A 17,370-nucleotide genomic window follows, 5' to 3' on the forward strand; every position below is an offset into this window, starting at 1 on the left:
TTCGTCACATCATCGATCAATTCAGGTCGTTCGGGTGAGAGCCGATGCGGCCGTCCTTGTCGTCGAGGTCGCTGATGGCGTGGAGGTCGTCTTCGGTGAGTTCGAAGTCGAGGACGTCGAAGTTCTCGGCGATGCGGGCGGGCGTCACGGACTTGGGGATGACGACGTTGCCGATCTGCAGGTGCCAGCGGATGATGACCTGCGCGACGGTCTTGCCGACGCGTTCGGCTATTCCTTCGAGCACGGGGTTGGTGAGGATGTCGCCGCCCTGGCCGAGGGGACTCCAGGCTTCGACGACGATGCCGTTGTCGGCGCAGAAGTCGCGGACGGCCTTCTGCTGGAACTTGGGGTGCAGTTCGACCTGGTTGATGGCGGGGAACTCGCCGGTCTCGTCCTTGAGGCGCTGCAGGTGCTCGGGTTCGAAGTTGCAGACGCCGACGGCGCGGATCTTGCCGGCGTCGCGCAGTTCGAGCATCGCCTTGAAGGTGTCGACGTAGGTGTCCTTCTCGGGCGTGGGCCAGTGGATGAGGTAGAGGTCGAGCGGCAGGATCGATTCGCCGCCGAGGCGTTCGATGGACGCGTCAAAGGCCTTCTTCGTCGCCTCGGCCCCCTGGTCGTCGTTCCAGACCTTCGTCGTGAGGAAGATGTCGCTGCGCGGCACGTCGGAGGCGGCGATGCCCTGCCCGACGCCTTCTTCGTTGTCGTAGATGCGGGCGGTGTCGATGCTGCGGTAGCCGACCTTCAGGGCTTCCTGCACGGCGGCGGATGCGCCGTCGTTCTCGACCTGCCAGACACCGAAGCCCAACTGCGGCATCTCGATGCTCGCCGAGCCGGCCTGGAGGGTCACGGTGGGGACGTTCGTGTTCTCAGCCATGTCAGCGGCAACCACGCCGCGCGCTCTCGTATTCCGGCGTTGAGCGCTCGGATGACGTCGATCCCGGCGCCTGAGGAACCTACCGCCGGGTATTCTCGCCGGTCACCCCCCGCGGCGATAAGGTCACGGACATGAGTTCTGTCACCAAGGTCCTGATCGCCAACCGTGGCGAGATCGCAGCCCGTATTGCGCGCGCGGCGAAGGACGACGGCATCGCCTCCGTGGCCGTCTACGCCGAACCCGACCGTGACGCTCTGCACGTGCGCGTCGCCGATGAGGCCTACTCCCTCGGCGGCTCGACGCCCGGCGATTCCTATCTCGTCGTCGACAAGATCCTCGACGTCGCGAAGCGTTCCGGCGCTGACGCCGTCCACCCCGGGTACGGTTTCCTCGCGGAGAACGCCGAGTTCGCGCAGTCCGTCCTCGATGCGGGCCTGACGTGGATCGGGCCGTCGCCCGCCGCCATCGACTCGCTCGGCGACAAGGTCAAGGCGCGTCACATCGCGACGAAGGCCGGCGCTCCCCTCGTGCCCGGTACGAAGGATCCGGTCGACGACGCGGACGAGGTCGTCGCGTTCGCGAAGGAGCACGGCCTGCCCGTTGCCATCAAGGCCGCCTACGGCGGTGGCGGACGCGGCCTCAAGGTCGCGCGAACGATCGAGGAGATCCCGTCGCTGTACGAGTCGGCTGTGCGCGAGGCCGTCACGGCGTTCGGGCGCGGCGAGTGCTTCGTCGAGCGCTTCCTCGACAGCCCGCGCCACGTCGAGACGCAGTGCCTCGCCGACAACCACGGCAACGTCGTCGTCGTCTCGACGCGTGACTGCTCGCTGCAGCGCCGCAACCAAAAGCTCGTGGAGGAGGCGCCGGCGCCGTTCGTCAGTGACGAGCAGCACGCCGAGCTGCTGCGGGCGTCGAAGGCGATCCTGCGCGAGGCGGGTTACTCGGGTGCGGGCACCTGCGAGTACCTCATCGGCACCGACGGCGTCATCAGCTTCCTCGAGGTCAACACGCGCCTGCAGGTCGAGCACCCCGTCTCCGAGGAGGTGACGGGTATCGACCTCGTGCGCGAGCAGTTCCGCATCGCCCGCGGCGAGGAGCTCGGCTATGACGACCCGACGCCGCACGCACACTCGATCGAGTTCCGCCTCAACGGCGAGGACGCAGGCCGGAACTTCCTGCCGGCGCCGGGCACCGTCGAGAAGTTCGAGGCGCCGAGCGGGCCGGGTGTGCGCGTCGATTCGGGTGTCGTCTCCGGCGACGTCATCGGTGGCGCGTTCGACTCGATGCTCGCGAAGATCATCGTGACGGGCCGCACCCGCAAGGAAGCGCTCGAGCGCTCGCGCCGCGCGCTGGACGAGACCGTCATCGAGGGCATGCCGACGGTGCTGCCGTTCCACCGCGTCGTCGTCGAGGATCCGGCGTTCGCGCCCGAGTTCACCGACACCCCCGACGCGCCGTTCAGCGTGCACACGCGCTGGATCGAGACGGAGTTCGACAACCAGATCTCGCCGTACGACGGCACGCCCGAGACCGCGGCCGAGCAGGCCGCACGCCAGAGCGTCGTCGTCGAGGTCGGCGGCAAGCGGCTCGAGGTCTCGCTACCCGGCGACCTTGCGGTCAGTGCCGGACCGGCGAAGCCCTCCGGCGGGCCCCGACGCGCCGCACGCAAGGGCGGTGGCGGCGCCGCGGCGAGCGGTGACTCGCTCACCGCGCCGATGCAGGGCACCGTGGTCAAGGTGGCCGTAGAGGACGGCACCACGGTCGAAGCCGGCGACACGATCGTCGTCATCGAGGCGATGAAGATGGAGCAGCCGATCACCGCGCACAAGGCGGGCGTCGTCAGCGGCCTCGCCGCGACGGTCGGCGAGACGGTGACGGCCGGCACGGTCCTCGCGCAGATCAAGGACGTCGACGCCTGACGGGCTCCGACGTTCGAACGCCCCGGCACGCCGAGCGTGCCGGGGCGCCTGCGTCTCACGGGTTCCTACGTCTCACGATGGACGCGAAACGCTGGTTGGCTCGATGCCCCGTAGCTCAGTGCGCCCGTAGCTCAGTGCGTGGGGCGCGCGTCCTCTGGCGACGCGGTGCCGAGCAGCACCATGCGCAGCGTCTTGTCGATGTACGGGCCGCGACGCTCCGCAGGCTGCGCGAGCGCCGACAGGACGATGCCCTCGATGCTCGCGACGGCCGTCTCCGCGCGCAGACGCGAATCGGAGCGCGCGCCGGTCTCCGAAGTACGGCACACGATCGTCTCGACGATGCTGACGAGTTCGCTGCGCCACTCCCCCACGGCCGGCGCGAGCTCGGGCGTGCGCAGCGACTCGAGGGACAGTTCGAGGATCGCGACCATCAACGCGCCGTCGTCCTGCGTCACCCAGCGTTCGAGCAGGGCCGTCGCGAACGGTGCGGTGGCGAGCGGGTCGTCGGTGCCGGACGGGATCTGCTCGCCCAGCGCGCGGACCTGCACGGCCACGCGGGAGCCGACATGCGTCGTCAGGCCGGCGAGCAGCGCGGCGCGCGTGCGGAAGCTGACCGAACACGTGCCCTCGGGAAAACCCGCCTGACGATCGACCGCCCGGTGCGTCAGCCCACGCAGCCCACTCGTCGCGAGGACGCTCGTCGCTGCGTCGAGCAGCGCCGTCCGGCGAGGGTTCTCGCAGGCGGCATCGCTGGGCGCGCTCGTCCTCGTCATCGCGTGCGGCGAGGGATCAGAAGACGTCGCTGCTGTGCAGACGACGCGCGGCCTCGGCGATCGAACCCGTCATCGACGGGTACACCGAGAACGTGTTGGCGACCTGGTCGACCGTCAGGCGGTTCGCGACGGCCATGCCGATCGGGTAGATCAGCTCCGAGGCCTGCGGCGCGACGACGACGCCGCCGATGATCGTGTTCGACCCCGGGCGGGCGAACAGCTTGACGAAGCCGTCGGTGATGTTGCGCATCTTGGCGCGCGGGTTCGTCGAAAGCGGCAGCGTGACGACGCGCGCCTCGATCTTGCCCTCCTCGACGTCGGCCTGGCTGTAGCCGACCGTCGCGATCTCGGGGTCGGTGAAGATGTTGGCCGTGACGCCGCGCAGGTTGAGCGGCTGCACCGCGTCGCCGAGGGCGTGGTGCATGGCGACGCGCCCCTGCATCGCTGCGACGGACGCGAGCGGGTAGACGCCCGTGCAGTCGCCGGCGGCGTAGATGCCCTGCGCGCTCGTGCGCGAGACGCGGTCGGTGACGATGTGGCCCGAGTCGGTGAGGTCGACGCCCGCGGCCTCGAGGCCGATGCCCTTCGTCTGCGGGATCGAACCCACGGCGAGGATCGCGTGCGTCCCTTCGACCTTGCGTCCGTCCTCGAGCGTCACGACGACGGTGTCGCCTTCACGCGTTGCGGCCATGGCGCGGCTGCGGTTGAGGACCGTCATGCCGCGGCGGCGGAAGACGTTCTCGATGACGGTGGCCGCGTCGGCGTCCTGGCCGGGCAGCACGCGGTCACGCGAGCTGACGAGCGTGACGTCGGCGCCGAGGCCGAGGTAGGCGTGCGCGAGTTCGGCACCGGTGACACCAGAACCGACGACGATGAGCTTCTCGGGGACCTCGGTGAGGTTGTAGATGTCCTTCCACGTCAGGATGCGCTCGCCGTCGGGCTTCGCGGTGTCCATGACGCGCGGGGTCGTGCCCATCGCGAGGAGGATGACGTCGGCGCGGATGTCCTCGGTCTCGCCGTTCGTGAGCTCGGCCTCGACCCACCCGTGGCCCTTGACGCGGCCGGTGCCGCGCCGGATGCGCACGCCGACACTCTCGAGCTGAGCCTGGATGTCGACGGACTGCGCCTTCGCCAGGCGCAGGATGCGCTCGTTGACCTGGCCCAGGTTGGCGTGCGCGTGCTGGTTCTCCTCGTTGCCCTCGAAGCCGACGCCGAGGCGGCCGGCCGCCTCGAAGCGCGAGAGGAAGTCGGAGGTGGCGATCAGGGTCTTGGAGGGGACGCAGTCGGTGAGCACCGCGGCACCACCGAGGCCGTCACGGTCGATGACCGTGACCTGCGCACCGAGCTGGGCGGCGACGAGCGCGGATTCATAACCGCCCGGGCCACCACCGATGACGACGACAGACTTCTTCCGTGAGCTCACCCCCCTATCCAATCACTTGACGTCAAGAGACTTCGAATCGCGGGCACGTCGATGCATGTGGCGCGAGCAGGGTACGGCGGTAGGTGCGCCTGCAGGTGCGTCGGCGGGCGCATCGGCAACAGGGACGTTCGCGAGGTCCGCACCGGTTGTCGGCCTCGCCACGTACCCTGAAGGGGTGACTCAGCAGACCACTTCGCCCCTGTCCGATCCGAGCGTCGATCCCTTCGAGATCGCGCGTGACGCCGCGCGCGTCATCGCCGAACGCACGGGCGTCGAGAAGCACGACGTGGCGCTCGTCCTCGGCTCCGGCTGGGGCCAGACCGCCGACCTCATCGGCGAGGTCAAGGCGACGATCGACAACACCGACGTGCCCGGGTTCGGCGCGGCGGCCGTCGCCGGTCACAGCGGGCAGATGCGCTCGATCGAGATCGAGGGCAGTGGCAAGCGCGCCCTCGTCTACGGCACGCGCACGCACTTCTACGAGGACAAGGGGGTGCGCGCCGTCGTCCACGGCGTGCGTACCGCCGCGGCGGCCGGGTGCGACACCGTCGTGCTGACGAACGGGTGCGGCGGCCTGCGCCCCGAGTGGGGCCCGGGCACGCCCGTGCTCATGAGCGACCACATTAACCTGACGGCCACCTCGCCGCTCGAGGGCGCGACGTTCGTCGACCTCACCGACCTGTACTCACCGCGCCTGCGCGACATGGCGCGTTCGATCGACTCCTCGCTCGACGAGGGCGTCTACGCGCAGTTCACCGGGCCGCACTACGAGACGCCCGCCGAGGTGCGCATGGCGAAGACGCTCGGCGCCGACCTCGTCGGCATGTCGACGGCCCTCGAGGCCGTCGCGGCGCGTCACGCGGGCCTCGAGGTGCTCGGCATCTCCCTCGTCACGAACCCTGCGGCGGGTATCAGCCCCACTCCGCTCGACCACGCCGAGGTCATCGAAGCCGGGCGGGCAGCGGCCGAGCGGTGTGGGCAGTTGCTGTCGGGCATCGTCCGGGCGCTGTGACGGCGCCGACCACCGAATCGATCACCGACGCGAGCGAGGAACCACGATGACGACCGACACGGCCCACCTGCTCGACCAGGCACGTGCCTGGATCACCGACGACCCCGACGAGGTGACACGCGCAGAACTCGAATCCGTCGTGGCGGCCGCCGAATCCGGCGACGCTGCGGCGCTCGATGATCTGGCCGATCGATTCCGCGGACTGCTCGCCTTCGGTACCGCGGGTCTGCGCGGCGAGCTCGGAGCCGGGCCCAACCGCATGAACCGCGTCGTCGTCCTTCGTGCTGCGGCGGGGCTCACGCGCTACCTGCAGACCTCGCTCGGCAAGCGGGACGTCACGGTCGTCATCGGATACGACGCGCGCACGAACAGTGACGTGTTCGCCGCCGACACCGCGGCCGTCGTCACCGCTGCGGGTGGGCGGGCGCTCGTCCTGCCGCGTCCGCTGGCGACGCCGGTGCTCGCGTTCGCGATCCGGTACGTCGGGGCTGATGCGGGCGTCATGGTGACGGCGAGCCACAACCCGCCGCAGGACAACGGCTACAAGGTCTACCTCGGCGACGGCAGCCAGATCGTCCCGCCCGCCGACGCCGAGATCGCCGCGGCGATCGACACGTTCCCGTCCGCGGCGGCCATCGAGCGCGCCGAGGACGGCTGGGAGACCCTCGGCGACGACCTCGAGGCCGATTACCGCGACGCGTGTGTCGCCTCGATCACGCCGGGCGGACCGCGCGACGTCGCCGTCGTCCACACGGCGCTGCATGGCGTCGGGTCGACCACGCTGCTCGCGGCGTTCGAGCAGGCCGGTTTCGCGCGCCCGACGCCCGTCGCGTCGCAGGAACAGCCAGACCCGCGATTCCCCACCGTCAGCTTCCCGAATCCAGAAGAGCCCGGCGCGATCGACGCGGCGCTCGATCTCGCGCGCGAGGTGCGGCCCGACATCGTCATCGCCTCCGACCCGGACGCCGACCGCTGCGCCGTCGCCGCGCCCGACCCGAGGTGCGCGTCGGCTGAGGACCCCCAGGGGTGGCGCATGCTGCGCGGTGACGAGGTGGGGGTGCTGCTCGGGCAGCGTGCACTCGACCTCGCTGCGGCCAGCGCGCTGCACGGCGTCGACGGGGGCGCGCCCGTGCTCGCCAACAGCATCGTCAGCTCGCGCCAGCTCGGCGCGATGGCGGCCGATGCGGGCGTCGCGCACGTCGAGACGTTGACCGGGTTCAAATGGATCGCCCGGGTGCCCGACATCGCCTACGGCTACGAGGAGGCGCTCGGGTACTGCACCGCGCCGTCCGTCGCACGTGACAAGGACGGCATCTCCGCGGGCCTCGCCGTCGCGGAACTGGCGGCCGGGTTGAAGGCCGGGGGCCGCACCCTCGTCGACCTGCTCGACGACCTCGCCCGCCGCCACGGCGTGTACGCGAGCGACTCGTTCAGCATCCGCGTCGCTGAGCTGGCGCAGATCCCCGCCATCATGGCGGCCCTGCGCGAACGACCTGCGCCGCAGATCGGAGACGTCGTCGTCGCGCAGTTCCACGACCTCGCCCTCGGTGACGGCGGCCTGCCGCCGACCGACGGCCTGCGCTACCTGCTCGCCGACGGCACCCGCGTCATCGTGCGCCCGAGCGGCACCGAGCCGAAGGTCAAGGTCTACCTCGAGGCGATCGTGCCCGTGGACGACCTGGCGCCCGGCGTGGACGACGCCCTGGCCGCGGCGCGTGCAGAGGCGGCCCGCCGTCTTGCCGCGACGCGGCGTGCGATGGAGGAGCTCACCGCACTGTGACGTCTCACGAGAGCGCCGCCGAAGGGGCCCTTCCGACGAGCGACGTTGCCCCCGAGAAGGTTTCGACGACTCACCCGCCGGCTCCGGCTGACGCAGACGGGCCTGTCATGGGCGCGCGGGGAGCGCTCGCCCGCGTCATCGTCGTGTCGGGGCCGTCGGGCAGCGGCAAGTCGCGGCTGGCTCGCCAGTTGTGCGCGAGCCACGGGTGGCCGTTCGTCAATCTCGACGACTTCTACCGCGATCACGACGCGCCCGATCTGCCGCGGTTCGCCTCGGGCGAGATCGACTGGGACAACGCCGGCACGTGGAACGTCGAGGCCGCTGCGCAGTCGCTGGAACGGTTGTGCCGCACCGGTGCCACCGACGTGCCGCAGTACTCGATCTCGCAGAGTCGTGCGACGGGCACGCACTCCGTCACGCTCGACGGAGCCCGGTTCGTCGTCGCCGAGGGCATCTTCGCGCCCGACGTCATCGCCCCGCTCGCCGAGCGCGGTGTGCTCGGCGAGGCGTGGTGCCTGCGTCGCAACCGGACGGTGACTGCGGCCCGGCGGTTCATCCGCGACGTGGCCGAGCGCCGCAAGCCCCCGCTCGTCCTCGTGCGGCGTGGGGCGCGGCTGTGGCGCGACGAACCTGAACTCGTCAGAGCGCACCTGGCGCGCGGCGCCCAACCCGTCACGTTCTCCGAGGCCGTGCGCCGCGCTGCGGCGCTGCAGTCGTCAGCGGTCTGACGGGCGCACCTGGGCGGCGCTCAGGGTGCGCGTGCCCGGCCGCCGAACGCAGCAGCGTGGGTCACCGACCAGGACAGGCAGGTCAGGCGCGGGACGCGGCGAACCCGGGTTTGATGACGTCCATGATGATCACGAGGCGCTCGTCGAACGGGATGAACGCCGACTTCATCGCGTTGACGGTGACCTTCTCGAGGTCGTCGAGACCCCAGCCTGCCTCGCTGACGAGCCCGGCCATCTCCTTCGTCATCGACGTGTCGCTCATGAGGCGGTTGTCGGTGCTGAGCGCGACGCGGAAACCGAGTGCCAGCAGGAACGAGATGGGGTGGCTGCGCAGCGACAACGCCGCACCCGTCTGCAGGTTCGAGAGCGGGCACACCTCGAGCGCGATGCGCCGATCGCGGACGAAGGCGGCGAGGCGCCCGAGGCGGACGTCGGCCTCCCCCGCCCGAACACGCTCAGGCAGCGCGGCGCGAGCCGGCTCGTCGAGTTCGGGGTAGGCGACGCCGTCGATCGTGATGTCGTCGGTGATGCGCACGCCGTGCCCGAGCCGTTCGGCGCCGCAGTACTGGATGGCCTCCCAGATGCTCGGCAGCCCGAATGCTTCACCGGCGTGGATCGTGAAGTGCGCGTTCTCGCGGCGCAGGTACTCGAACGCGTCGAGGTGGCGTGTGGGGGGGAAACCGGCCTCGGCGCCGGCGATGTCGAAACCGGCGACGCCCTGGTCGCGGTAGGCGACAGCGAGTTCGGCGATCTCGACGCTCTTCGCGGCGTGGCGCATCGCCGTCAGCAGGGCGCGCATGACGATGGGCCGGCCCTGCTCGGCGGCGCGTTCGGCACCGCGTCGGAAGCCTTCGAGCACGGCGTCGACGACCTCGGTGAGGGCGAGACCCTTCTCGATGTGCAGCTCCGGCGCGAAGCGGACCTCGGCGTAGACGACGCCGTCCGCCGCGTGATCCTCGGCGCACTCGGCGGCGACGCGGACGATGGCGTCGCGGGTCTGCATGACGCCGACGGTGTGCTCGAACGTCTCGAGGTAACGCACGAGCGAACCCGAGTCGGCGCTGTCACGGAACCAGCGCGCGAGCGTCTCGGCGTCGTCGGCCGGCAGCGCGTCGTAGCCGGTCTTGCGCGCGAGTTCGAGGACGGTCGCCGGACGAACCCCACCGTCGAGGTGATCGTGCAGCACGACCTTGGGCAGTGCCGCGACGACGTCCTGTGTGAGTGCCCGCGCCGCCGTTTCGTCCAAGCTGTGTGTCGTCGCAGAGGTGTCAGTCATGGCCCAAGTGTAGGGCTCACCTGCCCCGTCCCCATCTGCGATTCCTGTCCACATTCGCGATTTTTGTCCACCTCTACGAACGGCGTCCACCTTCGCGATTTCCGTCCCATTCGCACATCTCGTCCCCATCTGGGATTTTCGGTCACTCTCGCAAGAGTGACTGAAAATCGCAGATAGGGACGAGATTCGCAAGGGTGGGCAGGAATCGCCGACGGGGACGGGAATCGCGAATATGGACGAGAGTCGCAGGTGGGGCGGGGTCAGGCGATGCGGTCGATGACGATGTCGCGCGGCGTGGATGAGCCTGCTTCGGCGTCGGCGCTGATGTCGTAGCTGCCGTCGAGGGCGGCCACGGCGCGCTCGAAACGCTCCGGCGTGTCGGTGTGCAGCGTCATGAGCGGCGTGCCGGCGCTGACGGTGTCGCCGGGCTTGGCGTGCAGTTCGATGCCCGCGCCGGCCTGCACCGGGTCCTCCTTGCGCGCACGGCCCGCGCCGAGTCGCCACGCCGAGACGCCGACGGCGAGTGCGTCGAGGCGCGTCAGCACGCCGTCGCTCGGTGCGGTGATGACGTGCGACTCCTTCGCCACGGGCAGTTCGGCGTCGGGGTCGCCGCCCTGCGCGGCGACCATGCGGCGCCACGCGTCCATCGCACGCCCGTCGCTCAGCGCCGCGCGCACGGCCGATTCGTCCTGGGGCCGACCGGCGCCGACGAGCATCTCGACGGCGAGTGCCACCGTGAGGTCGACGACGTCCTTCGGGCCGCCTCCGGCGAGCACCTCGACCGATTCGCGCACCTCGAGAGCGTTGCCGGCCGTCAGCCCGAGCGGCGTCGACATGTCGGTCAGCAGCGCGACCGTGTTGACGCCGGCGTCGTTGCCGAGGTCGACCATCGTGCGCGCCAGTTCGCGAGCGTCGTCCTGCGTCTTCATGAACGCACCCGAGCCGACCTTGACGTCGAGCACGAGCGCGCCCGTGCCCTCGGCGATCTTCTTGCTCATGATCGAGCTGGCGATGAGCGGGATGGCCTCGACGGTGCCCGTCACGTCACGCAGCGCGTACAGCTTCTTGTCGGCGGGTGCCAGCCCGTCACCGGCGGCGCAGATGACGGCGCCGACCTCGTCGAGCTGACGCATCATCTCGGCGTTCGTCAGCCCTGCACGCCACCCGGCGATGGCCTCCATCTTGTCGAGCGTGCCGCCGGTGTGACCGAGCCCGCGGCCCGACAGCTGCGGCACGGCGACGTCGAACACCGCGACGAGCGGCGCAAGCGGCAGCGTGATCTTGTCGCCCACTCCCCCGGTCGAGTGCTTGTCGGCCGTGGGCACGCGCAGGGACGAGAAGTCCATCCGCTCACCGCTCGCGATCATCGCTGCGGTCCAGCGTGCGATCTCGTCCCGCGTCATGCCGTTGAGCAGGATCGCCATGGCCATCGCCGCCATCTGCTCGTCCGCGACAGCGCCGCGTGTGTAGGCGTCGATGATCCAGTCGATCTCGTCGCGGCTCAACGTGCCGCGGTCGCGCTTCGTGCGGATGAGGTCGACGGCGTCGAACGCCTCGTGGGTGGAGGCAGCGGAGGTCATGATTCGCCTTTCAGCTGGGCGGCGGAGGTGGCGACGGCGTCGAGGTTGGTGACGCCGAACGCGTGCGGAAGGAGCTCGACGAACGGCAGCGGGTCGCGCCCGTCCATGTCGATGAGCAGGCCAGGTGAATCGACGGACGGCGCCACGGCGTGCTCGGCGAGCAACTGTCGGCAGCGTCCGCACGGCGTGATCGGGGTGCCGTTGCCGTCGACGCACGACAGCGCGACGAGCCGCTCGCGCGCGGCAGTGGCATCGACGACCGGGCCCGCCCCGCCGTCAGACAGGCCGGCGTCGGAACAGTCTGCGCCGGCCAGAGCGTTGTCAGCCACACCAGCGTTCACACCCCCGCCGAAACCGTCTCGCTCAGACGTGTTCAACAGTGACGACACGAGCCCGCACTCGGCGCACAGCACGACGCCGTAGGCGGCGTTCTCGACGTTGCAGCCGGTGAGCACGCGACCCGAGGTCGTGAGCGCGGCGACGCCGACCGGGAACCGGCTGTAGGGCACGTAGGCGCGCCGCGACGCGGCGATGGCCTCGGAGCGCAGGTGCGCCCAGTCGGGTGTCTGCGCAGCCGAGGCCGTCACGCGTGAGTGCTCGCTCACCCGGCTTCACCCTTGCGGTAGACGTCACCGTCGGCCGCCGGCATGCGAAGGTGCTGGCTGGCGAACGCCATGACGAGCAGGGTGACGACGTATGGCGCCGTGCTCGTGAGGTTCGGGTCGATCGTGTTCGAACCGAAGTACCAGCTCAGCACGAGCACCGCCGTCACCGCCAGGATCACCGCCGGCAGCACGCGACGACGCACCGCCATCCAGATCGCGCCGACGATGACGCCCGCGCCGACGAGCAGCAGCAGCGCATGCACCTGGTCGCCGCCGCGCAGCTGCAGCGCCTGCGTGTAGCCGAACAGCAGCGCGCCGAGGGCGGTGCCGAGCGGCATCCAGTTGCCGAAGATCATCGCGGCGAGACCGATGTACCCGCGCCCGCCGGTCTGGCCCTGCTGGAAGCCGTCGGAGGCGACCATCGCGAGGAAGCCGCCGCCGAGGCCGGCGAGGGCGCCGGAGACGAGCACCGCGATCGTCTTGTAGACGTAGACGTTGACGCCGAGCGTCTCGGCGGCCTGCGGCGCCTCACCGCAGCTGCGCAGACGCAGACCGAACGGCGTGCGCCACAGCACGTACGCTGTCGCCGCGATGAGCAGGACGGTGATGAGCGTCAGCCACGACACGTTCGTGAACAGGCCGCCGAGGATGCCGGCGAGGTCGGAGACGAGGAACCAATGCTTGCCCTCGAGATCCGACAGCGCTGACGAACCGGGCACGGTGAACGTGCCGATGTCCGGCAGGCTGGGGCTTTGCGTCGCACCGCCGCCGGGCAGGCTCGAGAAGAAGCGTTCGGCGAGGAACTTCGTCAGGCCCGCGCCGAGCAGGTTGATCGCGACACCGGAGACGATCTGGTCGACGCCGAAGAACACCGTCGCGATGGCGTGCAGCACGCCGAACAGCATGCCGCCGGCGATCGCTGCGATGACGCCCGCCCACGCGCCCCAGTGGTAGGCCGCGTATGCCGCCGACCAGGAACCCATGATCATCATGCCCTCGAGCCCGATGTTGACGACGCCCGCGCGCTCGGACCACAGACCACCGAGGCCCGCCAGCGCGAGCGGGACGGCGGCGACGACGGCCGCGGAGATCGCGTTGGCCGAGTCGATGTCGTTGACGCCCGTCGCGACACGCAGTACGGACAGCGCGACGAGGATGCCGAGCAGGCCGAGCGGCAGCAGGGCCTTGCGACCGAGACGGCGGGTGATCCCTGCCGTGGGTCGGGTTGCGACGGTGCTCATGCGCTCGCTCCTGCGGTGTTTCCGGCGGCCAGTTCCGCGGCGACGTGGCGTTGTTCGATGCTCTTGTCCCAGCGGCGCACGAGTTCGTACGCGATGACGACAGCGAGCACCATGACGCCCTGGATGATGTTGACGAGTGAGGCATTGACGCCGGCGTTGATCTGCAGCGCGTCGGACTGGCCGTTGAGGTAGGCCCACAGCAGCGCACCGAACGCGATGCCGATCGGGTTGTTGCGTCCGATGAGTGCGACGGCGATACCCGCGAAGCCGAGACCGCTCTGGCTGTTGGAGCCATAGTTGTAGTCCTGGCCGAACAGCTGCGGCATGCCGACGAGACCGGCGACGGCGCCGGACATCAGCATCGCGGAGATCGTCATGCGCTTGACGTTGACACCGCTCGCGACGGCCGCGGATTCCGACGTGCCCGTCGCGCGCAGGTCGAAGCCGAAGCGCGTGCGGTTGATGACGAACCAGTAGACCAGGCCGACAATGACGGCGAGGATGCCGAGGCCGTAGATCGGCCCACCGGACAGGTTCGCGAGCGCCGGCACGTGCGAGCTGTCGGGGATGCTCTTCGTCACCGTGGCGTTCGATCCGGGCGTGCGATCGGCGACCTTGTTGAGCAGCCACGCGACAACACCCGTCGCGATCGAGTTGAGCATGATCGAGCTGATGACCTCGGACACGCCGCGCGTCACCTTGAGCACGGCGATGATCCCGGCCCAGACCGCGCCGACGAGCATCGCGAGCAGCAGCGCGAAGATGACGTTGAGGAAGCCCGGGAGCCAGCCCTGCGCCGCGAAGAGCGCGGCGGCGAACGCGGCGACGCGGTACTGGCCGTCGACGCCGATGTTGAACAGGTTCATCCGGAAGCCGATGGCGACGGCGACGCCCGACAGGTACAGCACGGCGGTGTCGTTGATGATCGCCTCGCTGACGCCCGGCATCGGCGAGGACAGGAACACCTGCCACACCGGCCCGACGGAGTTTCCGAGCGCGAGCAGGACGATCGACGTCAGCACCACGGCGATGGCGATGGCGAGCAGCGGCGCGGCGAGCGCGACGCCGACGCGGCGGAGGGTGGAGTTCATCGGACGGTGTCCTCGCTCGTGCCGGCGGCGGTGGCGCCGGTCGTGTTCTCGGTCTTCGAGGTCGTGGGAATGCGTGCGCTCGAGTCGCTCGCGTCCGAACCGGCACCCGTCATCGCGGCGCCGAGCTGTTCGGCGGTCACGTGATGGGGGTCGAACTCGCCCGACAGCCGCCCTCGCAGGATGACGCGGATCGTGTCGGACAGGCCGATCAGTTCGTCGAGGTCGGCGGAGATGAGCAGCACGGCAAGACCTTCGCGGCGTGCGTCCTTGATGTGATCCCAGATCGCGGCCTGCGCGCCGACGTCGACACCGCGCGTCGGGTGCGCGGCGACGAGGACGCGCGGTGCGTGCGACATCTCGCGCCCGAAGATGAGCTTCTGCTGGTTGCCGCCCGACAGCGACCCGGCGGTCACGTCGATGCTCGGCGTGCGCACGTCGTACTCGCTGACGATGCGCTGCGTGTCCTCCTTCGCCGCGCCGGGCGTGAGGCGCCAGCCCTTGCTCGCGGGGGCCTGTCGCTGGTGGCCGAGCATGCGGTTCTCCCACAGCGGCGAACCGAGAAGCAGCGCGTGACGGTGACGGTCCTCGGGGATGTAGCCGACGCCGCTGTCGCGGATCTGCTTCGTCGGCCAGGTCGTGACGTCGTCGTCGCCGATGACGACGTGGCCGCTGTCGGCGCGGCGCATGCCGAGGATCGTCTCGACGAGTTCGGCCTGGCCGTTGCCCTCGACACCGGCGATGCCGACGACCTCGCCGGCGCGGATGACGAGGTCGATGTTCGACAGCAGCGCCGGGCCGCCGGCGCGGTCGGCGAGCGTCAGCCCGTCGAGGCGCATGACGACGCGGTCGGTGACGGTCGATTCCTGCGTCTCGGGGGTGGGCAGCTGCGAGCCGACCATGAGTTCGGCGAGCTGCTTGCTCGTCACCGACGCGCTCTTGACGCGGTCGATCGTCGTGCCGCGGCGGATGACGGTGATGTCGTCGGCGACGCCGCGCACCTCGTCGAGCTTGTGCGAGATGAACAGCACCGTGAGGCCTTCGGCCTTCATCTCGGCGAGGTTCGCGAACAGTTCGTCGACCTCCTGCGGCACGAGCACGGCCGTCGGCTCGTCGAGGATGAGGATCTTCGCCCCGCGGTAGAGCACCTTGAGGATCTCGACGCGCTGACGGGCGCCGACGCCGAGGTCGGCGACGAGCACGTCGGGGTGGACGCCGAGCCCGTAGGCCTGCGAGATGCGCGTGATCTCCGCGCGCGCCTTCGCCCCGATACCGTGCAGCTTCTCGGCGCCGAGGACGACGTTTTCGAGGACGGTGAGGTTGTCCGCGAGCATGAAGTGCTGGAACACCATGCCGACGCCGGCCTTGATCGCGTCCTTCGGCGACGAGAACGAGACCTCGTCGCCGTTGATGCGGATCGTGCCCTCGTCGGGCTTCTGCACGCCGTAGAGGATCTTCATGAGCGTCGACTTGCCGGCACCGTTCTCCCCCACGATGGCGTGGATCGTGCCGCGCTCGACCTGCAGGTACAGGTCGGAGTTCGCGACGACGCCGGGGAATCGCTTCGTGATGCCTTGCAGGTCGACGGCGAGGGGCCCCTGCGGGGGCGCGCTGACGTCGGGCGCCGCGGCCGACGTCGTCGTGGGATCGGTGGTGTCGATGACGCACACTCCTGCTCGAACCGTGAAGGCCCGGCAAGCAGAACACCCGCTTGCCGGACCTTCACCGGGTGGCGACTCAGTTGGACGGAGTCGTGGGAACCGTGATCTTGCCGTCGACGACCTGCTTCTTCAGGTCATCGACGGTCTTGAGCGTGTCGGCGGACAGGTGGTTGCCCGTCGTGGAGAGCGAGACGCCGTCCTCCTTGAGGCCGTAGACCTTGTTGCCGCCCTTGAACGAGTCGTCCTTGACCGAGTTGACGAAGTCCTCGACCGTGCCCGCGCAGCGCTTCGTCGCGGACGTCAGGACGGAGCCGGCGACGGACTTGTCAGCCGTCAGGGCCTGGTCGGAGTCGACGCCGATGGCCCACTTGCCCTTGGAGTGCGCCGAGGAGATGACGCCGTCGCCCGACTTGCCGGCCGCGGCGAAGACGATGTCGGCGCCGGACTGGAACATGGCGTCGGCAGCGGCCTTGCCGCCGGGGGTGTCGTTGAAGCCCTTGCCGTCGGAGGCGAGGTACTTCGAGTCGACCTTGATGTTGGGGTTGACCTTCTTCGCGCCCGCGATGTAGCCGGCCTCGAACTTCTGGATGAGCGGCACCTTGAGCGCTCCGACGAAGCCGATGTGGCCCGTCTTGCTCGTCTTGGCGGCCGCGGCACCGGCGAGGTAGGAGGACTCGTTCTCCTTGAAGGTGATCTGCTCGACGTTCGAGCCGGCCGACGCGGGCGTCGCGTCGTCGATGATCGCGAACTTGACGTTCGGGAACTTCTTGGCGACCTGGCCGACGGCGTTCGCGTAGACGAAGCCGACGGCGACGATCGCCTTGTTGCCCGAGGAGGCGAGCTGCGTGAGGCGGTTGACACGCGCCTGGTCGTTGTCCGACTCGGAGGCCTCGGCCGTCGTGATCGACAGGTTCGAGATCTTCTTCTTCGCGTCCTCGAGGCCCTGGTAGGAGGCGTCGTTGAAGGAGTGGTCACCACGGCCACCCACGTCGAAGGCGATGGCGGCCTTGAACTGGTCCGTGCCCCCGGAGGACGAACCGGAGGACTTGTCGTTCGAACCACAGGCGGCGAGACCGGCCGTCATGGCGACGGCGGCAGCGATGGAAACAACCCGCTTCACGGGGACTCCTTGGGTCTATCGGAACGAAGGCCGCATCGTGCGTCAGCACCCGGGGCGGGCGAGCGACGTCCAGGCACGCGATGCGTGCTCACGACAGGCTTCGTCTTGGCAGAGGTGGCGCACGTCACGCCACCGGACCGGTTCAGCCTACCGGGGCCGCGCGCCGGGTTGAAGCGACAACGATCCGAGGTGACCGAACCGTTATTGGGCGCCGCCGCGACTCGATGAGATACAGCACACGCTCCACCCCCGGCGGTGGGTTCTCACCGGGGCCCGCCGCGCCGCGCCGC

14 protein-coding genes are annotated in these 17,370 nt (G+C 69.8%); 4 read left to right on the forward strand and 10 right to left on the reverse strand.

What is annotated here, in order from left to right; genetic code table 11:
- Window positions 1-16 precede the first annotated feature (16 nt).
- A complete protein-coding gene (locus B2284_RS11325; protein ID WP_074045508.1) occupies window positions 17-874 on the reverse strand; it encodes an aldo/keto reductase in 858 nt (285 codons plus the stop codon).
- Between the two features lie 131 nt (window positions 875-1,005).
- Here B2284_RS11325 and B2284_RS11330 point away from each other — a divergent pair, with 131 nt between their 5' ends.
- Entirely contained in the window at window positions 1,006-2,793 is a 1,788-nt protein-coding gene (locus B2284_RS11330) for an acetyl/propionyl/methylcrotonyl-CoA carboxylase subunit alpha (protein WP_286697537.1), read from the forward strand.
- A gap of 131 nt (window positions 2,794-2,924) precedes the next feature.
- Here the strand turns inward: B2284_RS11330 and B2284_RS11335 are convergent, their stop codons facing one another.
- Entirely contained in the window at window positions 2,925-3,566 is a 642-nt protein-coding gene (locus B2284_RS11335) for a TetR/AcrR family transcriptional regulator (protein WP_136788129.1), read from the reverse strand.
- 16 nt (window positions 3,567-3,582) lie between these two features.
- Window positions 3,583-4,989, reverse strand: a complete 1,407-nt coding sequence (locus B2284_RS11340) for an NAD(P)H-quinone dehydrogenase (RefSeq protein ID WP_006947339.1) — start codon at window positions 4,987-4,989, stop codon at window positions 3,583-3,585.
- Window positions 4,990-5,164: 175 nt separating this feature from the next.
- Here B2284_RS11340 and B2284_RS11345 point away from each other — a divergent pair, with 175 nt between their 5' ends.
- The 3 genes from B2284_RS11345 to B2284_RS11355 all read left to right on the forward strand — a co-directional run bounded on the left by B2284_RS11345 (window position 5,165) and on the right by B2284_RS11355 (window position 8,509).
- Window positions 5,165-6,001, forward strand: coding sequence for a purine-nucleoside phosphorylase (locus B2284_RS11345; RefSeq protein ID WP_286697538.1), 837 nt, complete (start codon window positions 5,165-5,167; stop codon window positions 5,999-6,001).
- 46 nt (window positions 6,002-6,047) lie between these two features.
- Window positions 6,048-7,781, forward strand: coding sequence for a phospho-sugar mutase (locus tag B2284_RS11350; RefSeq protein WP_286697539.1), 1,734 nt, complete (start codon window positions 6,048-6,050; stop codon window positions 7,779-7,781).
- Window positions 7,782-7,888: 107 nt separating this feature from the next.
- Window positions 7,889-8,509, forward strand: a complete 621-nt coding sequence (locus B2284_RS11355; protein WP_286697540.1) for a uridine kinase family protein — start codon at window positions 7,889-7,891, stop codon at window positions 8,507-8,509.
- 82 nt (window positions 8,510-8,591) lie between these two features.
- Here the strand turns inward: B2284_RS11355 and B2284_RS11360 are convergent, their stop codons facing one another.
- The 7 genes from B2284_RS11360 to B2284_RS11390 form a co-directional block, all read right to left on the reverse strand.
- Window positions 8,592-9,785: an adenosine deaminase gene (locus B2284_RS11360; RefSeq protein WP_286697541.1), complete on the reverse strand. Its 1,194-nt coding sequence runs from the start codon at window positions 9,783-9,785 to the stop codon at window positions 8,592-8,594.
- Between the two features lie 260 nt (window positions 9,786-10,045).
- The gene (locus B2284_RS11365) at window positions 10,046-11,365 is read right to left on the reverse strand and encodes a thymidine phosphorylase (RefSeq protein ID WP_286697542.1); all 1,320 of its coding nucleotides are present in this window, start codon (window positions 11,363-11,365) and stop codon (window positions 10,046-10,048) included.
- A complete protein-coding gene (locus B2284_RS11370) occupies window positions 11,362-11,970 on the reverse strand; it encodes a cytidine deaminase (protein ID WP_414646260.1) in 609 nt (202 codons plus the stop codon). Before B2284_RS11370 ends, B2284_RS11365 begins: the two co-directional genes overlap by 4 nt.
- Window positions 11,967-13,211 (reverse strand): ABC transporter permease, encoded by a 1,245-nt coding sequence (locus tag B2284_RS11375; protein WP_286697543.1) that lies wholly within the window; start codon window positions 13,209-13,211, stop codon window positions 11,967-11,969. The genes B2284_RS11370 and B2284_RS11375 overlap by 4 nt, the downstream gene beginning before the upstream one ends.
- On the reverse strand, window positions 13,208-14,302 hold the full coding sequence (locus B2284_RS11380; protein ID WP_074046560.1) for an ABC transporter permease: 1,095 nt from the start codon (window positions 14,300-14,302) through the stop codon (window positions 13,208-13,210). Before B2284_RS11380 ends, B2284_RS11375 begins: the two co-directional genes overlap by 4 nt.
- Entirely contained in the window at window positions 14,299-15,969 is a 1,671-nt protein-coding gene (locus B2284_RS11385; RefSeq protein WP_062257014.1) for an ABC transporter ATP-binding protein, read from the reverse strand. Before B2284_RS11385 ends, B2284_RS11380 begins: the two co-directional genes overlap by 4 nt.
- Before the next feature lie 67 nt (window positions 15,970-16,036).
- Window positions 16,037-17,080 (reverse strand): BMP family lipoprotein, encoded by a 1,044-nt coding sequence (locus B2284_RS11390; RefSeq protein ID WP_038569024.1) that lies wholly within the window; start codon window positions 17,078-17,080, stop codon window positions 16,037-16,039.
- Between the last annotated feature and the right edge of the window lie 290 nt (window positions 17,081-17,370).

Source organism: Dermacoccus sp. UBA1591, assembly GCF_002322065.1.
In the GTDB taxonomy this organism is placed as follows: domain Bacteria; phylum Actinomycetota; class Actinomycetes; order Actinomycetales; family Dermatophilaceae; genus Dermacoccus; species Dermacoccus nishinomiyaensis.

Coding starts and splice junctions, on each gene's coding strand:
- B2284_RS11335 (WP_136788129.1), bottom strand. CDS start 3,566: ATGACGAGGACGAGCGCGCCCAGCGATGCCGCCTGCGAGAACCCTCGC.
- B2284_RS11360 (WP_286697541.1), bottom strand. CDS start 9,785: ATGACTGACACCTCTGCGACGACACACAGCTTGGACGAAACGGCGGCG.
- B2284_RS11365 (WP_286697542.1), bottom strand. CDS start 11,365: ATGACCTCCGCTGCCTCCACCCACGAGGCGTTCGACGCCGTCGACCTC.
- B2284_RS11380 (WP_074046560.1), bottom strand. CDS start 14,302: ATGAACTCCACCCTCCGCCGCGTCGGCGTCGCGCTCGCCGCGCCGCTG.
- B2284_RS11330 (WP_286697537.1), top strand. CDS start 1,006: ATGAGTTCTGTCACCAAGGTCCTGATCGCCAACCGTGGCGAGATCGCA.
- B2284_RS11325 (WP_074045508.1), bottom strand. CDS start 874: ATGGCTGAGAACACGAACGTCCCCACCGTGACCCTCCAGGCCGGCTCG.
- B2284_RS11355 (WP_286697540.1), top strand. CDS start 7,889: ATGGGCGCGCGGGGAGCGCTCGCCCGCGTCATCGTCGTGTCGGGGCCG.
- B2284_RS11350 (WP_286697539.1), top strand. CDS start 6,048: ATGACGACCGACACGGCCCACCTGCTCGACCAGGCACGTGCCTGGATC.
- B2284_RS11375 (WP_286697543.1), bottom strand. CDS start 13,211: ATGAGCACCGTCGCAACCCGACCCACGGCAGGGATCACCCGCCGTCTC.